This is a genomic window from Novosphingobium sp. BL-S-24, assembly GCF_055521575.1.
This window is the reverse complement of record NZ_CM145487.1, coordinates 225,166-244,467: the sequence shown is the minus strand read 5'-3', so window position 1 is coordinate 244,467 and position 19,302 is coordinate 225,166. Positions and strand designations below refer to the sequence as shown.

Here is a 19,302-nt window from a genome sequence, read left to right as displayed (position 1 = left end):
CCCGCCTCAGCGTATCGTTTCTGCTTGGGCAAGGCTTTCGAACATCGCCTGCCGCAGCATGTAGGCCCGGCGACGGTCGTCATCCTGCTTGATCGCGAGCATGGTTTCCCGGCGACGCTGGTGAGCTTCGTCCTGGCCGCCACGGATCATGGCCATGTTTTCCTTGGTCTGCATCTGCGTAAAGCTGTGCGTCACTTCTCGCCGCTGACGGTCGTACAGCGCAAGGTTTTCTTCACCGGCCTGGCCCTTCAGCACCGGCAACAGCTTGCCGAACAGGTTGAACGCGTCGTGCACGCCCGAATTCATGCCGAAACCGCCCAACGGATTGTTGAGATGTGCCGCATCGCCGACGAGCATCACCCGACCTTCGCGGAAGGACTTGGCTACACGCTGATGCACCCGATAGAGCGTGCGGTGCTTCGTCTGTACTAAGGCACCGTCTCCCACAAGCCGATCAAAGATGGCATTCTTCATCTGATCGGACCGCAATTCGTCATCGGACAGTGCGCCATCAGTCGGGACCAGCACCCGCCATAGTGAGGGCACGCGGAGCAGAACGAGCCACTCTTGCGGGTCCGAAACATAGTTCACCAGTGCCAGATTTGGCAGGTAATCTGCCAGTTCGGTTTCGGTGGACAGGCACAGGAAGCGTTCCTGGTAAGTAAAGCCATCAAATTCGATGCCCAGCCACTTCCGCACGATCGAGTTCGCGCCGTCCGCACCGATCAGGTAATCGCAACGCAGGCGCTCGATCCCGGTCATGGTCTCGTAGGCCACGTTCACCCCGGAAGCGTCTTCGTCGAACGTCAGCAATCGAGCACCGAAACGCATCGAGGCTTCCGGATACTTCTCGAGACCTGAAGCAAGCGCGCGCGACAGATGATATTGTTCGCACTGGATACGGAAGGGATAGCGCGTCACATCGGAGATATCCGCCAGATCGAAGTCAATGACTTCGCCTGTTTCCCGGTCGCGCCAGTGATAGACCGGCGCTTTCAATCCCTTTTCCAGCAGCATCGGCGTAATGCCGATCTGATCGAGCATTTCAAGCGTCGGCGGATGGAAAGTAGAAGCACGAAGGTCCTGCGCACAGTCTGCGCCTGTCTCCAGAACGACCACGTCGACGCCCGCCTGGGCCAGCAACGTCGCCAGGACCGTCCCAACCGGCCCTGCCCCCGCGATCGCTACCTGGCACCGTTCAACTGCTGTCATAAGAAGCAGACTCCAATCTCTATTGTCTGCCCCCGCTATGGACTCCCCTGCTGCTCTTTCTTGGTGTGGACACGGAACTATCCGAGGTTCGGGGATTGCATGTTTCGCCAACGCAACAACGGAGCGTGAATCTGAATGCCCCCGGTTTCCAATCGGTTAGTTGAACGAAAAAAGGGCGCGCCATCGGCACGCCCCTTTTACCCAATCTCGGATTGCGCAGATCAGACCACGGCGCAGACGGTTTTCCATTCCAGATAATTCTCAAGCGCCTGCTTCCCGCTATCGCGACCCCACCCGGATTGCTTGACCCCGCCGATTGCCAGAGTGGCGTCATACATGGCGTGGCAATTGATCCAGACGGTGCCCGCTTTGATGGCGCTCGACATGCGATGGGCATTGGACAGTCCCTCGGTCCACACACTGGCGGCAAGGCCATACTCGCTGTCGTTGGCGGCGGCGATCACTTCCTCCACATCGTCGAATGCCTGAGCAACGAGAACCGGGCCGAATACTTCCTCGCGAACGATTTCCATCTCCGGCTTTACATCGACCACGACCGTCGGCGTGATGAAGGTGCCCGCTTCGCCGGTACGCTCACCGCCTGTCAGCATCGTCGCGCCTTCGGCCCGCGCGCGCTGAAGGAAGCCTTCGACCCGCTCGGCATGGCGCAGCGAAACCACCGGGCCCATCTGCGTTGCGGCGTCTAGACCGTGGCCCAGCTTCAACCCTTTGGCGTAAGCGGCGACACCCTCGACAACCTGATCGTGGACCGACCGATGGACATAGAGGCGCGATCCAGCGATGCAGACCTGTCCACCGTTGAAATAGATCGCATTGGCGACGCCCGGGATTGCCAGCGAAAGGTCGGCGTCGGGCATCACGATCGTAGGGGACTTGCCACCCAACTCCAGCGTCACGCGTTTGAAGTTGGTTTTGGCCGCATCAAGCACTGCCCGACCGGTCGCGGTCGAGCCAGTGAAGGCGATCTTGTCGACATCGGGGTGCGATGCAAGCGCCGCCCCGGTCTCTCCGCCCAGCCCGGTCACCACGTTCATGACACCGGCCGGAACGCCGGCTTCGACCATCAGTTCGGCCAGACGCAGCGCAGTGAGCGAGGTATCTTCGGCAGGCTTGAGCACAACGGTGCAGCCTGCGGCCAGCGCTGGCGCCAGCTTCATCGCGGTGAGCACCAGTGGCGAATTCCAGGGAACGATAGCGGCCACCACACCTACCGCTTCGCGCACCGTCCAACTGCGGACCTGCTTACCCTCTGGCTGATAGTTGATCGAGCTTTCCAGCGTGCTGCCTTCGATCGCCATCGCCTGTCCAGCAAAGAAGCGGAACTGATTGACCGCCCCCGGAATTTCCGCCCAGCGACCGACGAACAACGGCTTACCCTGATCAAGCGTCTCCAGTTCTGCAAGATCGTCGATATTGGCGTCGATCAGGTCGGCGATCTTCCACAGGATGCGCGCCCGCTCAACCGGCACGGTCGCGGCCCATCCCGCCTGTGCCTTCCGTGCAGCGGCCACCGCTGCGTTTACATCCACTGCTCCAGCCTTGGCGCACTGACCAAGTTCGCTGCCGGTCGCAGGATCGACGGTCGCGAAAGTCGCGTTGTCGGTCGCGGCAAGCCATTCGCCGCCAATCAACAATCCCTGGCCCCGCGCGCGACGGTTCAGGAATTCTTTTGTGCCGGGGCGAAGCGTGCTGAAGTCGAGTGGCATGGCTGATCTCCTTGGTTGCTGCTATTCTATGTCGGTGGTTTCACACGCGGGGTCGCGCTGGCCGAAAAGTCGCTTGGCGGATAACTTTGTCCGAAACTACAGCCGAAGCGCTGTCGCGCATTAGTCATGCCGCGACGATTTGCCGCGACTCCCGCCGCATTTAAAACGATCGAGGATGACATGACCTATCGCTTGGGAGTGGACGTTGGAGGGACGTTCACGGATTTGTTGTTGTTCAATCAGGTGACGGGAGAGTTTTGGCGGAACAAGACGCCGTCGACGCCGCATGACAGTTCGGAGGGGATTCTGAACGGGGTGACGGCGATCTGCGACAAGGCGGGTGTGAGCCCTTCGGATGTCGAGTTCTTTCTGCACGGGACGACGGTTGCGACCAACGCGGTGCTGGAAGGCAAGGGCGCGCGGGTCGGGTTGATCACGACCGACGGCTATCGCCAGGTGATGCAGATCGCGCGTTCGTTCGTGCCCGGTGGCCTCGCGGGCTGGATCGTGTGGCCCAAGCCCGAGCCGCTGGCGGCGCTGGAAGACACCTTCGAGGTCAAGGGCCGCATGGACGCGCGCGGCAACGAGATCGCCCCGATCGACGAGGCCGAGGTGCGCGCCGCGCTGGAAGCGCTCAAGGCATCGGGCGTCGAGGCGCTGACCGTCAGCCTGATCAACGCCTATCTCAACGGCGCGCACGAAGCGCGCATCGCCGAGCTCGCCGCCGAGATCATGCCCGACGTGCCGATCTCGCTCAGCCACCTCGTCCTGCCCGAGATGCAGGAATACGAACGCACCCTGACCACCGTCGCCAATGCCGCGGTGCGCCCGGTCGTGGGCAAGTACGTGCGCAACCTGCGCGCCTCGCTGCGCGGTGCGGGCATGGCCGGATCGCTCTCGCTGCTGCGCTCGGACGGCGGCCTGATGTCGTCCGAGAAGTCGGAAGAGCATCCCGTCTCGCTGCTGATGTCGGGTCCCGCTGGCGGCGTCACCGGCGCCATCTGGGTCGGCCGCAACGCGGGCATCCGTAACATCCTGACGCTGGACGTGGGCGGCACCTCCACCGACGTCGCGCTGATCGAGGATCTGGAAGCGCGCCGCCAGCGCACCACCGAAGTCGGCCACCTCTCGGTCCGCGCCTCGGCGCTCGACGTCAAGACCGTGGGCGCGGGCGGCGGCTCGATCGCCTATGTTCCCGAACTGACCAAAGCTCTTCGTGTGGGCCCGCAGTCGGCCGGCGCGGTGCCCGGCCCTGTCGCCTACGGCAAGGGCGGCACCCTGCCCACCGTGACCGATGCCAACGTGGTGCTCGGCTACCTGCCCGAGAACCTGCTGGGCGGAACCTTCAAGCTCGATCGCGAAGGCGCCAAGAAATCGGTCCAGACGATCGCCGATGCGCTGGGCATCGGCCTCATGGAAGCGGCCCGCGGCATCATCGACATCGTCAACGAGAACATGTTCGGCGCGCTGCGCATGATCTCGGTCCAGCAGGGCTACGATCCGCGCGACTTCGCGGTGATGGGCTTTGGCGGCGCCGGGCCGCTCCACGTCAACGCGGTCGCCAGGCTGATGGGCTCCTGGCCTGCCGTCTCCCCCGTCTCGCCGGGCGTGCTGTGCGCGCTGGGCGATGCCACCACCCGCATGCGCACCGAGACGGCCCGCTCGTTCTCGCAGCGCGTGGCCGAGACCAGCGAGGCGGACGTGCTCGCCCTCCTCGACGAGATGGCCGCGCAGACCCGCGCCGAACTCGCCGCCGAAGGCATTGCCGATGCCGACATCACCAGCCAGTTCGAACTCGATGTGCGCTATGAAGGCCAGGCCTTCGAAGTGCCGCTCGCGATCGATCCGGCAACGCTCAAGGCCGATGGCCTGGCCGGCGTCACCGCCCGCTTCGATGCCGAGCACCTGCGCCTGTTCACCTTCAACATGGACAGCGCCCACGAACTGGTGAACCTGCGCGCCGTCGCCATGGGGCCTGCCCTCGAACTGCCCAGCGCCCCGCTGGAGCAGGGCGATGGCGATCCCTCGCGCGCCAAGGTGCGCGACCACGAGCTGTGGTTCGACGGCGCGATGGCGCCCGCTGCCATCTACGACCGCGCGTTGCTGCGCGCCGGCGATGTCATCAAGGGCCCGGCGATCGTCACCGAGATGGACTCCACCACCCTCATCGAAGGCGACTGCTTGGGCACCGTCGACCATGTCGGCAACATCCTGATCAACCTGGCCTGAGCGAGAGGAACGAACCAATGTCTGCACGTATCATCCAGGCCAACCAAACCCCCTTCCAGACCGTCGCCGTCGATCCGGTGACGCTCGACATCATCGAGAACGCGCTGCGCAACGCGCGCATCGAGATGGACGCCACGCTGGTGCGCACCGCGATGTCGCCCGGCATCCGCGAACAGGGCGACGCCTTCCCGCTCATCGCCGACCATAACGGCAAGATGATCGTCGGCCAGTTCGGCTCGTACATCGGCCCGTTCCTCGACGGCTTCGACGGCACCGTGGAAGACGGCGACCTGATCTTCCTGTCCGACCCCTACTCGGTCGGCGGCGCGATCAGCCACTGCAACGACTGGCTGGTGCTGCTGCCGGTGTTCAAGAGCGGCCGCCTGATCGCCTATACCTCGATGTTCGGCCACCAGAGCGACATCGGCGGCATGGTGCCGGGATCGATGCCGATCCACGCCACCGAGATCTTCCAGGAAGGCGTGCGCATCCCGCCCGTCAAGATCTGGAAGAAGGGCGAATACAACGAGGACCTGATCAAGCTGGTCATGCACCAGTCGCGCACCCCTGACTGGTGCAAGGCCGACCTCAACGCGCTCATCGCCTCGTGCCGCGTCGCCGCGCACCGCGTGGTGGAAATGGCCACCCGCTTTGGCGACGACGTGTTCGTCTCGGCCACCGACATGCTGCTGGAGCGCAACCACCGCGCCATGAAGCACCTCATCGAAACCTCGATCGGCGAGGAGAAGGTGAGCTTCGAGGACTACATCTGCGATGACGGCATGGGCTATGGCCCCTACCGCATCAAGTGCACCATGTGGCGCGAGAACGGCCCCAACGGCACCCGCGTCGTACTCGACTTCGACGGCACCGATCCGCAGTCCAAGGCATCGATCAACATGTTCCTCAACGAGAACATGATGCGCATGTTCTTCGGCATCTACATGATCATGATCTTCGATCCGCAGATCCTGTTCAACGATGGCTACTACGACCTGATCGACGTGCGCATCCCGGAAGGCTCGCTGCTCAAGCCGAAGTTCCCCGCCGCGCTGTCGGGCCGCACCCACGTGCTGGGCCGCCTGTTCGATATCCTGGGCGGCCTGCTCGGCCAGAAGACGCCCGAGTTCCTCAACGCCGCCGGCTTCTCGTCCAGCCCGCACCTGTTCTATGCCGGCCACGACAAGGCGGGCAAATGGTTCCAGCTGTTCCAGATCGGCTTTGGCGGCATCCCCGGCCGGCCGCTGGGCGACGGGCCGGACGGCCACTCGCTGTTCCCCGGCTTCACCAACGTGCCCAACGAGTTCCTCGAACGCTACTTCCCGCTCGAGATCGTGCGCTATGAAACGGTGGCCGATTCCGGCGGCGCGGGCCTGCACCGCGGCGGCAACGGCATCAACATGGTCTACCGCTTCCTGGAACCCGGCGTCATCGCCATCCACGACGACCGCTGGTTCGTGCCGCCCTGGGGCGTCAACGGCGGCCTTCCCGGCAAGCGCGCCCGCAAGATCCTCACCAAGGCGGACGGAACCCAAATCGTCGTCGGCAACAAGCTGGAGGACTATCCCGTCGAAGCCGGCGACGAACTGCAGTTCATCACCTGGGGCGGTGGTGGCTGGGGCGACCCGCTCGAGCGCGATCCCGCCCTCCTCGTCAAGGAACTGAAGCAGGGCCTGGTCACCGAGCAGGGCGCCCGCGACTACGGCGTCGTCCTCGTCAACGGCCAGGTCGATGCCGCCGCCACCCAAACCCTGCGCACCAAACTGCGCAGCGAACGCGGCGACACCACCGTCTTCAACTTCGGACCCGACATCGAAACCCTGCGCCAGAACTGCCTCGAAGAAACAGGCCTCCCCGCACCCAAAGCACCCCAATGGACCACACCACTCGCCATAGCCGCCGAGTAAACACGACAACCGTCACAAAGCAGATTTCAGGAAGATACGATGGCCAACCCAATTTTTCGCCAGAAGCTGGAGAGCGGCAAGTTCTTCATCGTGCCTGGTATCCAGGACATGATCGCGGCGGTGATTGCCAACAAGGTCGGGTTCGATCTTGTCTATGGAACGGGCTATTGGCTCACCGCATCGGCCTGGGGTCTGCCCGACGCCGGGATCGCCACATACAGCGAGATGCGCAACCGGATGGAAACGCTCGTCCGCACCTCCAATGCGGCGGTGATAGCGGATGGAGATACCGGTTACGGCGGCCTGCTCAACGTTCATCACACCGTGAAGGGATACGAGGCCTCAGGCGTTACCGCGATCCAGCTGGAAGACCAGGAATTCCCGAAAAAGTGCGGCCACACGCCCTTCAAGCGGCTCATCCCGGTCGAGGACATGGTGGAGAAGATCAAGGTCGCCATCGACGCTCGGGAGAGCGATGATTTCGTGATCATCGCCCGCAGCGACGCACGCGCCAGCGAAGGGATGGATGGTACGTTGCGCCGTCTGGAAGCCTATTCGAAGGCCGGGGCCGATGTGCTGTTCCCAGAAGCGCTGACCTCAGAAGAAGAGATGCGCCGCGCCTGTGCGGAGCTGGACAAGCCGTGCATGGCGAACATGTCGAACGGCGGCAAGTCACCTGTTCCCAATGCATCGGTGCTGGAAGAGATCGGCTATGCCTATGCGATCTATCCCTCGCTCACCAGCCTGGTAGCCTGCACCGCCATGGAAAAGGCGCTGCGCGACCTGAAGAACCAGGGCATCGGCGAACCGGAGGGTATCTTCAGCTTCAATGAATTCTGCTCGCTGATCGGCTTCGAAGAAGTCTGGGACTTTGAAAAAAAGTGGGCCAAGGCTGACTGACGCTGCCCCGATAGAAAGACATAAGAGCATATGACCCGTCGCATTGCCGCTGCCGTCCTGTCGCGCTCAGGAGACAACCCAAAGCCTTACGCAGACAACCGGCCTTTGGATATCAAGCCACTCGAACTGGCGGATCCAAAGCCGGGCGAAGTGCTGGTGCGCATTGACGCGGCGGGCATTTGCCACTCCGACCTCTCCGTGATTAACGGCGATCGCCCTCGCCCGATGCCGATGGCGTTGGGTCACGAGGCTTCGGGCACGATCCTTGCGCTTGGTGATCCCGGCGAACCGGGTCTTGCTGTCGGTGACCGGGTCGTGCTGGTGTTCCTGCCCAGCTGCGGCCAGTGCGTGCAGTGCGCTTCCGGGGAAGGCTATCTCTGCGCGAACGGAGCAGCGGCCAACGGCAAGGGCGAACTGATGCGCGGCGGCAGTCGTCTGTCCTGCCCGAGCGAGGATGGCGGTGAGACGGTTCATCATCACCTGGGAGTATCCGCCTTTGCCACCCAGGCGGTGGTCGACCGGCGGTCGCTGGTGAAGATCGATGCCGACATTCCGCCTGAAACCGGTGCGTTGTTCGGCTGCGCAGTCCTGACAGGCGTCGGCGCCGTCATGAATACCGCCAAAGTACAGCCCGGTGAAAGCGTGACCGTCTTTGGTTTGGGAGGTGTCGGATTGTCCGCCGTCCTGGGCGCCCTGGCTGCCGGGGCACAACCGGTACACGCAATCGACCCGTCGCCTGCAAAGCGCGCGCTGGCCCTGGAACTTGGCGCGGCAACGGCTTCGGCACCCGGCGAGGACGAAGCGGCGATGGGAAGCGATGTCGTTATCGAAACGGTGGGCAAGGCGGCCGTGCTGGCGCACGCCTATCGTTCGGCTCGTCGCGGAGGCCGCATCGTGACGGTAGGACTGCCCAATCCTTCCGAAGACCTGGCAATCAATGCACTGTCAATCGTGGCTGATGGTAAGGCACTGTCGGGAAGCTACATGGGATCATCTATCCCTTCCCGGGATATTCCTCGTTACATCAAGCTGTGGCGCGCTGGCCGGCTTCCGGTGGAGAAACTGCTGACCTCCATCGGCCCATTGGAAGAGATCAACGAAGCGATGGACAAGCTCGCATCTGGCGAAGCAATCCGCCAAGTCATTGTGCCGGCTTGGTAAGGCGGTTCTAAAGTTGCAAAAAGTTCCCTGCGATCGCTCTAGCGGATAAAACTATCCGACAGGCGGATATGCGCTTGATTATTCCGGTCAAACGTCATTGGTTTGTCACTCTCTACGAGTTGCTGACCAAAGGCGGGGATGATCAATGGAAAAAGGGGTTCCGATTCGCTCTATCACGAGGTCGATCGCGGCGCTGAAGGCCATCAACAGGCACGGCTCGCTTTCGATGATGGAGATCGCCAAGGCATCGCAGGTGCCTTATCCGACGGCATGCCGCATCGTGCAGACCCTGCTTTACGAAGGCCTGATCGAGCAGGAACCGTCGCGCAAGCGATACCGTGCGACTGCCATGGTGCAGACCCTCGCCACGGGATTCCAGCATGACGATGAACTGGTGCGCATCGCCCGCCCTCACATTGTGGGGCTGACGAAGCGGCTTGGCTGGCCGATCTCCATCGCCATCCGCGTCGGCCGCGAAATGATGCTGCGCGATTCAACGCACTCTAATTCGTCGCTGACGTTCGAGCATTACTATCCGGGCTTCACTCTGCCCATTCTGGACAGTGCATCGGGCAAAGTGTCGATGGCCTACGCGCCCGATGACGAGCGGGAAATGATCCTGCGTTTCATGCGCGTATCACAGGACATCGATCTCAATTACCTCGCCACGGCCGAAGTCAGCCTGGATGTCGAGCGCATCCGCGCTGAAGGCTATGCCGTGCAGGGGCGTAACCACTTCAACCTGACGCCCGGCAAGACGACGTCGATCTCGGTGCCGATCTTCCGCAATGGTCATTTCGAGGCGGCGATGACGATGGTGTTCTTCGTTGCGGCAATGCGCCTGACGCAAGCCCTTGAACAGTACATGGACGATCTGAAAGGCACGGCAGCGGCGATCAGCCATGATCTGTCGAACCCGGTTCCCGTGGGCAACGCCTGAAACAAATGACGGGAGGTCCATGCGAACCTCCCGTCTCAACAATTATCAACGTGGAACGTGGGTCAGAGCCGAGCCGTAACGGCTTTGGTTTCCAGGTAACCGTCCAGACCCTCTTGCCCGAACTCCCGTCCCCAACCGGACTGGCCGTAGCCACCGAACGGAATGTTGGTGCCGACCGCGCCGTGGCAATTGATCGATACGTGGCCTGAGCGGATACGCTTCACCAGGCGATGGGCAGTCGACAGATCCTTGGTCCATACCGAACCTGAGAGGCCATAGGGCGTATCGTTGGCAAGGCTGGCCAGTTCGTCCAGATCGGTCGTCTCGACTTTCATGATCGCCATGACCGGGCCGAAAATCTCTTCACGCACCAGTGGCATGTCGGCGTGGCAATCCGTGTAGATCGTGGGGCGCACGAAGTTACCCGGACGGTCCAGCTTCTCACCGCCCGTCACCAGCGTGGCGCCCGCCGACTGCGCGCCATCGATGTAACCCATCACCTTTTGCGCATGAGCGTCGGAAATCATCGGCCCCTGCATCGTCGCGGGATCAAGGCCGTGGCCCAGAGTCATGGACTCCGCGAAGCCTTTCAAGCCGGCAACGAGATCGTCATGAACGTCGGCATGGGCGAAGATGCGCGTGCCGGCCATGCAGTTCTGCCCTTGCAGAAAGAATGTCGCCATGGCGACGCCGGGCACGGCAAGTGCGAGATCGGCATCGGGCATGATCATGACCGGGCTTTTCCCGCCCAGTTCCAGGCTGACCTTCTTGAGATTGCCCAAAGCGGCCGACACGATCTTGCGCCCCGTCGCGGTGGAGCCGGTGAACGAGACTTTGTCGATCCCCGGATGAGCCGCGATCGCGGCGCCCGCATCCGCGCCGTATCCATTGACGATGTTGACGACACCAGCGGGCAGGCCAGCGTCCAGTACCATCTGACCAAGCGCGAGAACCGACAGCGGCGTTTCTTCGGAGGGCTTGACGACGATGGTGCAACCCGCCGCCAGCGCCGGGGCGAGCTTCAGGATCGCGGTCGACAGCGGGACGTTCCAGGGCACGATCTGGCCGACGACGCCGACTGGCTCACGCAAGGTATACGTCAGCGCCTCCGTTTCGGCGGCGATGTGACGCGGCGGTGCGATCGTCGTACCCTCGATGCGCATGATGGCACCGGCATAGTAATCGATCATCTCGACGCAGTTGGCGGTCGTCAGTCCGGCGATGAAGCCGGGCATGCCATTGTCGAGAATGTCCAACTGGGTCAACAGCGTCGCGTTCTCGTCCATGACCCGCGCGAGCCGGAACATAAGCGCAGTGCGCTCAGCGACGGTCATGCGGCCCCAGGGACCATCGAACGCCTTGCGCGCTGCGGCTACGGCGCGATCGATCTCGGCCGCCCCACCGGTCTGCACGCGGGTCAGTTCCAGCCCGGTCGCAGGATCGCGGCTGACGAGTTCGCCGCTGCCCTCCACCCATTCGCCGCCGATCAGCAGCTTGTGAGGGGCATCGAGGAACGCCTGCGTCTCAAGCGCGATCGCATGTCCGTCGAATGGAAGCACGCTCATACCGGAACCGTCCTGCAATCGTAGGTGAACAGACCCAGCGATTCTTCATCCTTCATGCCTTCGAGGCCGAAGAAATCGGTGTTTTGGCCCTGCATGCGGTCAGCGTTGGCGTTACTTTCCGCCTGGATGAAGGTCGCGCGCTCATGGCGCGCGGCTTCGTACCGCTTGAGACCTTCGGCGATCGTGTCGGATGCGCCGAGTGCGCGCGCCAGAACCACGCCATCCTCGATCCCGCAGGCAGCTCCATGGCCCAGGAAAGGGGTCATCGCGTGCGCCGCGTCGCCGATCAGGGTCACATTGTCGTCCAGCGTCCAGCCCGGTAGAGCCGTCCGGGCGTTGATCGCCCACTTGTACATTGGTTGCTGCGTGGCTGCTGCGATCATTTTTTGCGTATCATCGCACCAGCCAGCGTAGACGGCACGCACTTCGTCGGGATCGACCGGCGTCGTCCAGCCTTCTTCGTTCCAGCCATCCTGACGGGCGAAGAAAACGAAGTTCATCGCCTTGGAATCGCGAATATTGTACCGGGTGATCATCGCACCGGGGCCGATGATGATACCGGGAAAATCGGACAATTCCTGAAGCTCGGGCGTGACCGGCACCAGGCAGCGCCAGGCAACGTGGCCCGTGAAATGCGGCGGTGTCGTCTCGAACCGCTCGCGGATCACTGACTTTACGCCGTCCGCCCCGACGATCAGATCGCCAGATACCGTCGATCCGTCCGCCAGCGTCACCGTGTTGCCGGTGCTGGAGACCACGCCCGCGTTGGTTCGCAGATCGACGCCAGCGCGCCGCGCGGCGCCGACCAGAACCTCGTGAAGGTCGGCGCGATGGATGGTGACATACGGCGCACCGTACTTATCGCGCTGATCCGAGCGATCCTTGGCAACCAAAGTGCGCCCATCCTGCCAATGCTGAATACGCTGGCGGCTCGGTTCGACACCTGCCTTGGCGACATCGTCACAGATGCCGATGAAGTCGAGGCCTTTCATCGCGTTCGGCGAGAGCGTGACGCCCGCGCCGATCTCGCCGAATTCACGCGCGCTTTCCAGGAGCGTGACCTTGAAGCCTTCCTGCGCCAGCGCGGCAGCCGCAGTCATCCCGGCGATACCGCCGCCGACCACGACGATGCTTTCAGTGCGCGCCATTACTGGCCCTTGCCTTCAAGCTGGCCGGGGATGTGGCTCTCATGGTTCTGAAGATACCACTCGGCGATCTCTTCGCGCGTCGCCCACCATACGCCGGGAAGCGATTTTGCATGCTCGATGAACTCGCGAAGGGCACGCACGCGGTGCGCGCGGCCGGACACGTGGGGGTGCAGGCCGACGTTCATGATGCGACCGGTCTTGCCGCCTTCCTCGTACAGCACGTCCAGCTCTTCGATGAGCGCATCGCGGAACTGGTCGGTCGTGAAGTTCTTGCGCGTGATGAACGTGAAGTCGTTGATCTCGTTCGAATACGGCACCGATACGATCGGCCCGTTCGGCGTGCGCAGCAGGTACGGCTGATCGTCGTTCATGATGTCGCAGTAGAACGTGCAGCCCTGCTCGGCCAGGATGTCGGCCGTCTGCAGCGTGCCGCGCAGGCTGGATGACAGCCAGCCCTTGGACTTGCGGCCCGTGTATTTCTCGAACTGTTCCAGGCTGCGCATGATGATGTCGCGCTCAACCTCAGGCTGGTGCGCGAAGTTGGACAGAAGTTCACCCTGCTCCCAGTTGTGCGTCAGCAGTTCCCAGCCCCGCTCGAGCACGGCATCGGTCATCGCCTGGCGACGTTCGAACGTCACGGCGTTGGTGGTGCAGCTTGCCGGCACACCCAGTTCGTCGAACAAGTCGAACAGGCGCCAGATGCCGACGCGCTGGCCATATTCGCGCCAGGTGAAATTGGGGAAGTCAGGGGTATTGCCCGGCAGCACGTCCGGCAGGATCGCCGGGCCGCCCGCGTAATACGGCTTGTCCGTGTCCTTGGTCAGGTCCCATGTTTCGAGGTTGAACGTCAGGATCAGCGCAACGCGCGCGCCGTTCGGCCACGTGAGGGGCTGACGCTTCGGCAGGGGGACGTAATCATATTCCATCGGACATTCTCACTCGCGACATTTGGTTGACCCGAACCTAATTCAGGTGATCCTCCCCGCCCCGGCTTACCGCTGACTGCGGATCATGCCGAAGGACGGGGCTTCATGGCATTCACATGCCCATAACTTCAAGCGCCACGCGCTCGCTCGATTCAAGCGCGCCTTCCAGACCGCGCGCGCCGGTGGCGGTGTGCTCGCCTGCGAAGAACAGGTTGCCGGCAGGCTTGACCATGTCGGCAAGCCACGCAACCTGGCCGGGCGCGAGGTAGGATACGTCGCCCAGGTTGAAGCGTTCCTGCGACCAGCTGAAATAGGAATGCGCGCGCACACGGCCTTTGGCGGCAGGGCGCAGCGCCTCCAGCCGGGACACGACCATCGCCTTGGCCATATCGGCGCCCATCGCATCCCAGTAACTCGCGAGATTGGCGCGCGCCTGTACGATGAACCCGGTGATCTGGTTCTTATCCTCGCCATACCGCTGGGGCATGACATTGCCGAGGATGCCGTCGGTCCACATGCCTGGAGCAAGCCCGTCCTGTTCCCAGAACGGCGTCTCGGCCGTCACGAACACCATCGAGATCGGCTGATAGCCGAGTTCCGCGACGGCCTGCGCCTGGATGCCCGTCAGACCGGGTTGGATCGCCACGCTCCGCAGGGTGGAGAACGGCAGTGTGCAGATTACCTTGGGCGCGGACAGGTTCGATCCATCGGCAAAATGCACGGTGACCTTGGCGCCCGACTGCGTGATCGCCACCACTTCGCGTCCGAGCAGGAGATCGCCCTTCAGCTGCTTGGCAAGCGCCATTGGCATCAGCAAGTTGCCGCCCTTGACGGCAAGCGACTTGGTGCCGGCTGCCATCTGGGCCTTGATGAAGCCGTCGTTATATTCGGTCATCAGCGCCGACACGTCGTAGGCGTTCATGCCGTAATAAGGCGCGATTCCATAGGCCAGATGGATCGCGGGATCGGACAAACCCTGCTGGCGCAGGAATTCGTGCAGCGAGATGTCGAGCTTCGCGTTGGCCGGATCGTGCCAGGCGTTCCAGTCGGCAAGGCGCGTGCTCTTTGCAACGACGACGTTCGCCAGTTCGGCAGGCATGACGGACTTCAGCGCATCGGGGAACGGATTGCCCGGGAACTTCGCCCATTCCTCTCGGGTCATGGCTTTGTCGCCGATGTAGACGAGCGGCGGCGGGCCAAGGCGGTAACGCTCGCCCACTTCGTGCATCTCGACGCCCGCGCGATTGGCAGCATCCAGCCCGCGCCCATAGCCTTCGCCCATGGAGTTGAACCCCATTTCGGGATAGCCCGGCTGATCCAGCAGGGTCATGATCCGGCCACCGACCCGGTCGCGCCCTTCAACGACGGTGACCTTCAGCCCCTGTTCCTCAAGGAGCCAGGCCGCCTGCAGACCCGAGATGCCAGCGCCGAGGATCAGGACGTCCGGCTCGCCTGCCTGCCTGCCTGCCGACTTGGCGCCTTTGGCCTTCGCGGACGAAGCCTTGGGCGCGCTGGGCTTCGTGGCGGCCATGAGCGGGGCAGCCCCTGCCAGCGCACCGGCTCCCAATGCTGCCGCGCCGAGAGCGAACTTGCGCCTATCCATCACCATGACTGCCTGCTCCTTATTCAACACCCCGCCCTTGCCGGCGCGTGAGGCGGGCAAGAAAACGAGCTGTGCGGAGAGGTACATCACCTGATCGCGCATAAAGGCAAAGAGCGGCGCATCACCATCTGGCGGATAATTCTCTTTGCTTCTCGGACATCAGGGATGATGAAGTTACGTCTTAGCCAGACCAAACCTTGCGGAAAACCGCGACAGATAAGGATCGAGCCTCATGCAGAACCGCCTTCGCACGTGGGTTTTCGCCCTGTTGTCGGCCTCTGTAGCGCTGGCAGCGACCGGCGCCAGTGCGCAGCAGGCTCCTGCATCGTCCAGCGCCGCGCAAGCCGCCACCGCCCATCCGTGGCTGACGCTTGCCCAGTTGCGCAAGACCTATTCCGATCCGCAAAGCCGCTTTCTGGACGTCGGCGGCTTGTCCATTCACTACAAGGATGAAGGTCCGCGCAGCGCGCCAGTGCTGCTCATGGTGCACGGTTCGGAAAGCAGCTTGAAGACGTGGGACCGCATCACGCAAGTCCTGAAAAAGCGCTATCGCGTGGTCCGCTTCGATCTGCCGAGCTACGGCCTGTCCGAGGGGCCTACTGACGAGGCTCTCAAGAAGCTGACCCCTACCGACGTGCCGATCGCCCTGCTCGACAAGCTGGGCGTCAGGAAAGTAACGTTCGTTGGCGTGTCCAGCGGCGGCACCATGGGCATGTACCTTGCCGCCCGCCGTCCCGACATGGTGGAGCGGTTGATCCTGTCGAACACCCCGTCCGATCCGGTCGATACGAGCCATCTGGTGATGCCCAAAAGCTTCCTTGATGCGCAGGCGCGGGCAAAAGCCACCGGGTTTCGCGATCAGGACTTCTGGAACGAATTTCTCAGCTATTTCGCGGGCGATGCCAGCCGGATTTCCGCGCAGACGCGCAAGGAATACTACGACTTCTACCGCCGCGTACCGGAGAAGAACCTGATCGGTCTGGTCGCGCGCATCGGCGACGGCAAGAAAGCGACGGTCGAGATGGCCAAGGTTCGCCAGCCCGCGTTCCTGATATGGGGCGGTGCGGACCCCCTGCTGCCGGAGTCAGCCGTGAATGCCATCACCCGCTACCTTGCCAACGCCCAGATATCCAAGGTGGTCATGCCTGATGTCGGCCACTACCCCCCGCTGGAAGTTCCCGACCGTTTCGCGCAGCTGATCGCGGCCTATGTCGAAGCGGGAACGCCTAACCTTTCTTCCAAGTGATGCCGGCCGGTTCGCCGGGCTATCCAACAAAAGAAATCCATGATGAACGCACCGCGCACCCTTTATGAAAAGCTGTGGGACAGCCACGTCGTGGCCGAGATGCCGGGCGGCGTAAGCCTGCTCTATATCGATCGCCATATCGTTCACGAGGTCAGCAGCCCGCAGGCGTTCGTGGCGATGCGTGAAAGCGGCAGGCGGCTACGGCGCCCCGAAACGCATCTGGGCGTCGCGGATCACGCTGTCCCCACCAGCCAGCGAGGAGGGGATATCCCTGATCCGCAGGCTCGCGCTCAGGTCGCCGAACTGGAAGAGAACGTCGCCGAGTTCGCGGTGCCCTACGCCGATCTGGAAGGGCCCGAGCAAGGCATCGTCCACGTCATCGGCCCGGAAACCGGCTTCACCCTGCCCGGTACGACGATCGTGTGCGGCGATAGCCACACCACCACGCACGGGGCATTCGGCGCGCTGGCGTTCGGCATCGGCGCCAGCGAACAAGGCAGCGTGATGGCCGCACAGGCGCTGCCACAGGCCAAGGCGCGGACGATGAAGGTCGAGCTGACCGGACAGCTTCACCCGCTGGTCGGCGCAAAGGACGTCGCTCTTGCCCTGATCGCGCGCATCGGCGCAAATGGGGCGGTCGGCCATGCCGTGGAATACGTCGGCCCGGCGGTAGCCGCCATGTCGATGGCCGAGCGCATGACCTTGTGCAACATGACGATCGAGGCCGGAAGCCGCATGGGTCTGGTCGCGCCGGACGAGGTGACTTTCGCTTACCTGCAAGGCCGTCGCCTCGCTCCCAAAGGCGATTCCTGGGCCGGCGCGACAGCCTACTGGCGCACCCTCGCCAGCGATACTGGTGCTGGCTACGACAAAGTGGTGACGCTGGATCTCAGCGCAATCGAACCGCAGGTCAGCTGGGGCACCAGTCCGAACCAGACCCTTCCCATCGGCGCCTCTATCCCCGACCCCACCACCATTGCCGATGCTTCCCAGCGCCGGGAAACCGAAAAGGCGATCGCGTACATGGGGCTGGAGCCGGGGCAGTCGCTCACCAGCGTACCCGTGGATCATGTGTTCATCGGTTCATGCACCAATGGCCGGATCGAAGATCTGCGCTCTGCGGCGGCCATTGCGAAAGGTCGCAAGGTCGCGGGGGGCGTACGCGCGATCGTGGTTCCCGGATCGACCGCCACCCGCTCACTTGCCGAAGCGGAGGGGCTTGATCGCGTCTTTCTGGACGCCGGGTTCGAATGGCGCTTCGCCGGATGCTCCATGTGCGTCGCCATGAACGAAGACCGCCTCGCTCCGGGCGAGCGTTGCGCCAGCACTTCCAACCGCAATTTTGAGGGCCGCCAGGGTCCGGGTGGACGAACGCACCTGATGAGCCCCGCCATGGCCGCGGCCGCCGCGATCTCGGGCCATCTCGCCGACGTTAGGGAGTTTGCCTGATGCCCGCCAAGCCGTTCACCACCGTCATCGGCCGTGCCGCCGCGATGCGCGAAGAGAATATCGATACCGATATCATCTATCCCGCTCGCTTTCTTCTCATCACCGCCCGCGCCGGCCTCGGTCGCTATGCTTTCCACGATCGCCGCTACGATGCGACCGGACAGGAAGTGCCTGGTTACGTGCTAAACACGGAAGGTCTGCGCAACCCGCCGGTAATCGTCGCAGGCGCGAATTTCGGTTCCGGGTCCAGTCGCGAACAGGCGGTCTGGGCGCTGGACGGCCTCGGCACGCGCGCCGTCATTTCGTCCAGCTTTGGCGAGATTTTCTTCTCCAACTGCCAACGCAACGGGATCGTCCCCATTCTTCTGCCCGCCGACGACGTTTCGGCACTGATGGATGCAGCGGAAGCTGGCGAGACGTTCACGGTCGATCTGGAAGCACAGGAGTTGCGCGTTACCGGCCAGCCTACACGCGCGTTTCATATCGACCCGGAACGTCGCCTAGCGATGTTGAACGGATGGGATGAAACCGATCAGATACTCAACCAGTACGGCCCGGATATAGATACGTTCGAGCAGGAACAGCGCCGCGTACAGCCGTGGCTTTACGAAGGACAAGACGCATGAGCACCGAAGAAGAACTTCTTGCCAACTACAAGAAGGCCTATGACAACCGAGTAGGCTTCGGGTCCCGCCCCGCTCTGCTGCTGATCGACTTCTGCCAGGCCTATTTCGAGCCGGGCAACGCTCTCTACTCCGAAGTGGACGATGCCATCGCGTCGGCCCTACGCGTCCGTGCCGCCGCCCGCGAAGCCGGTGTGCCGGTGATCCTGACCAACGTGGTCTATCACCCGTCGGGGATCGACGGCGGTCGCTTCTATGAAAAGGCCATGCCGCTTAAGAACTTCCTGAAGGGTAGTCCGATGGGTGCCTGGGGGCCGGGACTGACGCCGTTCGAGGATGAACTGGTCATATCCAAACAATACCCCAGCGCCTTCTTCGGCACGTCGCTGTCCTCGACGCTGACCGCCGCCGGGATCGATAGCGTGATCCTGACTGGCCTGACCACGTCCGGCTGCATCCGCGCCAGCTGCATCGATTCCATGTCCTATGGCTTCAAGACCGCCGTGGTGTCCGAAGCCTGCGGCGATCGTCACGCCGCGCCCCACGAAGCCAACCTTTTCGACATGAACGCCAAGTACGCCGACGTGGTAAGCGAAGCCGAGACCATTGCCTTCCTGCAGGGACTCAAGCGCCCCGCTGGCGTTCAGGCCTGAAGAGGGCGCACCC

15 protein-coding genes are annotated in these 19,302 nt (G+C 63.0%); 9 read left to right on the top strand and 6 right to left on the bottom strand.

The genetic code is table 11. The features are described 5' to 3' along the window. Window positions 1-6 precede the first annotated feature (6 nt). Both ACZ1JM_RS00935 and ACZ1JM_RS00930 read right to left on the bottom strand, forming a co-directional pair. Window positions 7-1,212 (bottom strand): FAD-dependent oxidoreductase, encoded by a 1,206-nt coding sequence (locus ACZ1JM_RS00935; RefSeq protein WP_465132226.1) that lies wholly within the window; start codon window positions 1,210-1,212, stop codon window positions 7-9. A 221-nt stretch (window positions 1,213-1,433) separates the two neighbouring features. Then, entirely contained in the window at window positions 1,434-2,939 is a 1,506-nt protein-coding gene (locus ACZ1JM_RS00930; protein ID WP_465132225.1) for an aldehyde dehydrogenase family protein, read from the bottom strand. 180 nt (window positions 2,940-3,119) lie between these two features. Between ACZ1JM_RS00930 and ACZ1JM_RS00925 the strand changes: the two genes are divergently transcribed. From ACZ1JM_RS00925 to ACZ1JM_RS00905, 5 genes are all read left to right on the top strand, one after another. Continuing rightward, window positions 3,120-5,168, top strand: coding sequence for a hydantoinase/oxoprolinase family protein (locus tag ACZ1JM_RS00925; RefSeq protein WP_465132016.1), 2,049 nt, complete (start codon window positions 3,120-3,122; stop codon window positions 5,166-5,168). A gap of 17 nt (window positions 5,169-5,185) precedes the next feature. Beyond that, entirely contained in the window at window positions 5,186-7,075 is a 1,890-nt protein-coding gene (locus ACZ1JM_RS00920; protein WP_465132224.1) for a hydantoinase B/oxoprolinase family protein, read from the top strand. 39 nt (window positions 7,076-7,114) lie between these two features. After that, entirely contained in the window at window positions 7,115-7,975 is an 861-nt protein-coding gene (locus ACZ1JM_RS00915; RefSeq protein WP_465132223.1) for an isocitrate lyase/PEP mutase family protein, read from the top strand. A 30-nt stretch (window positions 7,976-8,005) separates the two neighbouring features. Then, a complete protein-coding gene (locus ACZ1JM_RS00910) occupies window positions 8,006-9,136 on the top strand; it encodes an alcohol dehydrogenase catalytic domain-containing protein (RefSeq protein WP_465132222.1) in 1,131 nt (376 codons plus the stop codon). A 145-nt stretch (window positions 9,137-9,281) separates the two neighbouring features. Beyond that, window positions 9,282-10,076 (top strand): IclR family transcriptional regulator domain-containing protein, encoded by a 795-nt coding sequence (locus ACZ1JM_RS00905; RefSeq protein ID WP_465132221.1) that lies wholly within the window; start codon window positions 9,282-9,284, stop codon window positions 10,074-10,076. 62 nt (window positions 10,077-10,138) lie between these two features. On the opposite strand, the gene ACZ1JM_RS00900 is transcribed toward ACZ1JM_RS00905, so the two are convergent. The 4 genes from ACZ1JM_RS00900 to ACZ1JM_RS00885 form a co-directional block, all read right to left on the bottom strand. Further along, a complete protein-coding gene (locus ACZ1JM_RS00900) occupies window positions 10,139-11,641 on the bottom strand; it encodes an aldehyde dehydrogenase family protein (protein ID WP_465132220.1) in 1,503 nt (500 codons plus the stop codon). Then, the gene (locus ACZ1JM_RS00895; protein ID WP_465132219.1) at window positions 11,638-12,789 is read right to left on the bottom strand and encodes an FAD-dependent oxidoreductase; all 1,152 of its coding nucleotides are present in this window, start codon (window positions 12,787-12,789) and stop codon (window positions 11,638-11,640) included. Before ACZ1JM_RS00895 ends, ACZ1JM_RS00900 begins: the two co-directional genes overlap by 4 nt. Next, entirely contained in the window at window positions 12,789-13,715 is a 927-nt protein-coding gene (locus ACZ1JM_RS00890; protein ID WP_465132218.1) for a polysaccharide deacetylase family protein, read from the bottom strand. Before ACZ1JM_RS00890 ends, ACZ1JM_RS00895 begins: the two co-directional genes overlap by 1 nt. 112 nt (window positions 13,716-13,827) lie before the next feature. Further along, window positions 13,828-15,420, bottom strand: coding sequence for a flavin monoamine oxidase family protein (locus ACZ1JM_RS00885; protein WP_465132217.1), 1,593 nt, complete (start codon window positions 15,418-15,420; stop codon window positions 13,828-13,830). A 130-nt stretch (window positions 15,421-15,550) separates the two neighbouring features. On the opposite strand from ACZ1JM_RS00885, the gene ACZ1JM_RS00880 reads away from it, so the two are divergent. The 4 genes from ACZ1JM_RS00880 to ACZ1JM_RS00865 are packed head-to-tail and all read left to right on the top strand — an operon-like array spanning window position 15,551 to window position 19,289. Beyond that, window positions 15,551-16,564 carry an alpha/beta fold hydrolase gene (locus tag ACZ1JM_RS00880; RefSeq protein ID WP_465132216.1) on the top strand — a complete coding sequence of 338 codons (1,014 nt, stop codon included), beginning with the start codon at window positions 15,551-15,553 and terminating at the stop codon, window positions 16,562-16,564. A 42-nt stretch (window positions 16,565-16,606) separates the two neighbouring features. Beyond that, window positions 16,607-18,013 carry a 3-isopropylmalate dehydratase large subunit gene (gene leuC, locus ACZ1JM_RS00875; RefSeq protein WP_465132548.1) on the top strand — a complete coding sequence of 469 codons (1,407 nt, stop codon included), beginning with the start codon at window positions 16,607-16,609 and terminating at the stop codon, window positions 18,011-18,013. Beyond that, window positions 18,013-18,639, top strand: coding sequence for a 3-isopropylmalate dehydratase small subunit (leuD, locus tag ACZ1JM_RS00870; RefSeq protein WP_465132215.1), 627 nt, complete (start codon window positions 18,013-18,015; stop codon window positions 18,637-18,639). The genes leuC and leuD overlap by 1 nt, the downstream gene beginning before the upstream one ends. Beyond that, window positions 18,636-19,289, top strand: coding sequence for an isochorismatase family protein (locus ACZ1JM_RS00865; RefSeq protein WP_465132214.1), 654 nt, complete (start codon window positions 18,636-18,638; stop codon window positions 19,287-19,289). The genes leuD and ACZ1JM_RS00865 overlap by 4 nt, the downstream gene beginning before the upstream one ends. Window positions 19,290-19,302 lie beyond the last annotated feature (13 nt).

Excerpts from the sequence above, each read along its gene's own strand:
- ACZ1JM_RS00935 (WP_465132226.1), bottom strand. The coding sequence starts at position 1,212 with ATGACAGCAGTTGAACGGTGCCAGGTAGCGATCGCGGGGGCAGGGCCG.
- ACZ1JM_RS00930 (WP_465132225.1), bottom strand. The coding sequence starts at position 2,939 with ATGCCACTCGACTTCAGCACGCTTCGCCCCGGCACAAAAGAATTCCTG.
- ACZ1JM_RS00925 (WP_465132016.1), top strand. The coding sequence starts at position 3,120 with ATGACCTATCGCTTGGGAGTGGACGTTGGAGGGACGTTCACGGATTTG.
- ACZ1JM_RS00920 (WP_465132224.1), top strand. The coding sequence starts at position 5,186 with ATGTCTGCACGTATCATCCAGGCCAACCAAACCCCCTTCCAGACCGTC.
- ACZ1JM_RS00915 (WP_465132223.1), top strand. The coding sequence starts at position 7,115 with ATGGCCAACCCAATTTTTCGCCAGAAGCTGGAGAGCGGCAAGTTCTTC.
- ACZ1JM_RS00910 (WP_465132222.1), top strand. The coding sequence starts at position 8,006 with ATGACCCGTCGCATTGCCGCTGCCGTCCTGTCGCGCTCAGGAGACAAC.
- ACZ1JM_RS00905 (WP_465132221.1), top strand. The coding sequence starts at position 9,282 with ATGGAAAAAGGGGTTCCGATTCGCTCTATCACGAGGTCGATCGCGGCG.
- ACZ1JM_RS00900 (WP_465132220.1), bottom strand. The coding sequence starts at position 11,641 with ATGAGCGTGCTTCCATTCGACGGACATGCGATCGCGCTTGAGACGCAG.
- ACZ1JM_RS00895 (WP_465132219.1), bottom strand. The coding sequence starts at position 12,789 with ATGGCGCGCACTGAAAGCATCGTCGTGGTCGGCGGCGGTATCGCCGGG.
- ACZ1JM_RS00890 (WP_465132218.1), bottom strand. The coding sequence starts at position 13,715 with ATGGAATATGATTACGTCCCCCTGCCGAAGCGTCAGCCCCTCACGTGG.
- ACZ1JM_RS00885 (WP_465132217.1), bottom strand. The coding sequence starts at position 15,420 with ATGCGCGATCAGGTGATGTACCTCTCCGCACAGCTCGTTTTCTTGCCC.
- ACZ1JM_RS00880 (WP_465132216.1), top strand. The coding sequence starts at position 15,551 with ATGCAGAACCGCCTTCGCACGTGGGTTTTCGCCCTGTTGTCGGCCTCT.
- leuC (WP_465132548.1), top strand. The coding sequence starts at position 16,607 with ATGAACGCACCGCGCACCCTTTATGAAAAGCTGTGGGACAGCCACGTC.
- leuD (WP_465132215.1), top strand. The coding sequence starts at position 18,013 with ATGCCCGCCAAGCCGTTCACCACCGTCATCGGCCGTGCCGCCGCGATG.
- ACZ1JM_RS00865 (WP_465132214.1), top strand. The coding sequence starts at position 18,636 with ATGAGCACCGAAGAAGAACTTCTTGCCAACTACAAGAAGGCCTATGAC.